At 62.5% G+C, this 2,171-nt stretch carries 1 protein-coding gene; it reads left to right on the top strand.

Features of this window, described 5'->3' with window-relative positions:
• Positions 1 to 480: 480 nt before the first annotated feature.
• Positions 481 to 2,171: gamma-glutamyltransferase (ggt, locus tag JYJ84_RS34820; protein ID WP_205190140.1), on the top strand; the 1,691-nt coding region annotated here is incomplete at its 3' end.

The raw sequence follows: 2,171 nt of genomic DNA, 5'->3' as shown, positions 1-2,171 counted from the left end.
GGCGGCGACGCCGGCTGCGAAGCCGGACGCATGATGTGCATTGTGTGATGCCATAGGAAGTGAGACGAAGAAACGTGAAGCGGCGCGTGCAAGAAAAAATGATGCGGCGCGAAAGCGGGGCGCTATCTTCGCAGATCGGCTCGTGCAGTGGGAGCGACGTTTGCAGATTTTTTTGCACGTGCCGCATCGTCTTCCGCGCAGTTCGCAACTTTCGGTTTTTTTGTGCGCTGCGTGATGGTGGGTACGGCGGACGGACACGATGGACGCGCACTGCGTGCAATTTCGACCGATCCGCATGCATGTTGAAAAGCCACGGCATGACCGAGCGCATATCACGCATGCGCTTTCGTTGCCCGTCATGTGTTCGACCCTTTTTGTCCCCCTATACTACGAAACCGGAGATGGCCATCGGCGTGCCGGCGGTCATGAGCGGAACAGGTGCTTTTCCTGCCTGAAGGAGATCCACATGGGGGACATGCAATGACTACGCTGAATCGCTTCAAAACATCCGCTGTCGTGCTTGCGACGGTGGCCGGCATCGGTTTCCTGCCGAACGCGCCCGTCTATGCGAAGGGGCCGCAGCCCGCAGTCCTGACGAGTTCGGCCGTTGCGGTGGCCGACAAGTACAGCGCGGATGCCGCGGAGCGGATCTTCAAGGAAGGCGGCAACGCGATCGACGCGGCCGTCGCGATCGCGTTCACGCTTGCCGTCACGTATCCGGAAGCCGGCAACATCGGCGGCGGCGGCTTCATGACGATCTACAAGGACGGCAAGCCGTACTTCATCGACTACCGCGAGCGTGCGCCGCTCGCCGCGACGAAGGACATGTATCTCGACAAGGACGGCAACGTCGTCACGGGCATGAGCCTGTACGGCCCGCGCGCGGTCGGCGTGCCGGGCACGGTCGCGGGCATGTGGGAAGCGCAGAAGCGCTTCGGCAAGCTGAAATGGAAGCAGGTGCTCGCGCCGGCGATCCACTACGCGCGCGACGGCTTCGTCGTCGACGAACAGCTCGCGCAGCGCGGTGTCGACGCATCGAAGGAGTTCGGCGGCAAGACCAACTTCGACAAGTATTTCTCCGGGCTGAAGGCCGGCGTGAACTTCAAGCAGCCGGATCTCGCCGACGTGCTGACGCGCATCGCGAATGACGGCGCGGAAGGTTTCTACAAGGGCAAGACGGCCGAGCTGATCGCCGCATCGATGAAGACCGGCGACGGCAACGGGCTGATCACCACCGAGGATCTCGCGCAGTACCGTGCGGTGTGGCGCCAGCCGGTGCAGGCGAAGTGGAACGGCTATGACGTGATCACCGCGCCGCCCCCGAGCTCGGGCGGCATCGGCCTCGTGCAACTGCTGAAGATGAAGGCCGACCTCAAGCAGGACTTCGAGGGCGTGAAGCTCAACTCTCCGCAGTACATCCACCTCGTCGCGGAAATCGAGAAGCGCGTATTTGCCGATCGCGCGCAGTATCTCGGCGATCCGGACTTCTACAAGGTGCCGATCGCGCAGTTGACCGACGACGCGTATATCGCGAAGCGCGCGGGCGAAGTCAACCCGAAGGAGCCGTCGGATACGAAGAGCGTGCAGCCGGGCCTCGGCACGACGATGCCGGAAAAGGCTGAAACGACGCACTTCTCGGTGGTCGACAAGTGGGGCAATGCGGTGTCGAACACCTACACGATCAACGGCTATTTCGGCTCGGGCGTGATCGCCGATGGCACGGGCATCGTGCTGAACGACGAGATGGACGACTTCTCCGCGAAGCCGGGCGTCGCGAACATGTTCGGCGTGGTCGGCAGCGACGCGAACGCGATCGAACCGAAGAAGCGCCCGCTGTCGTCGATGTCGCCGACGATCATGACCAAGGACGGCAAGGTGTCGCTCGTGATCGGCACGCCGGGCGGCTCGCGCATCTTCACGTCGATCTTCCAGGTGATCAACAACATCTACGACTTCAAGATGCCGTTGAAGGAGGCCGTCGGCGCGATGCGTTTCCATCACCAGCTGCTGCCGCCGAACACGATCTTCTGGGAGCCGTACCACCCGATCGAAGGCGAACTCGCGAAGCAGATCGAGGCACGCGGCTATACGCTGAAGGGGCAGGATTTCAGCGGCGACATCCAGGTGATCAAGATCGACGGCAAGACGCCGGAAGCAATGGCCGACCCGCG

The sequence above is a fragment of the Burkholderia sp. LMG 13014 genome, assembly GCF_905232215.1.
Taxonomy (GTDB): Bacteria; Pseudomonadota; Gammaproteobacteria; order Burkholderiales; family Burkholderiaceae; genus Burkholderia.
Note: the sequence above shows the minus strand (reverse complement) of the source record. Positions and strands in the feature narration are given on the sequence as shown.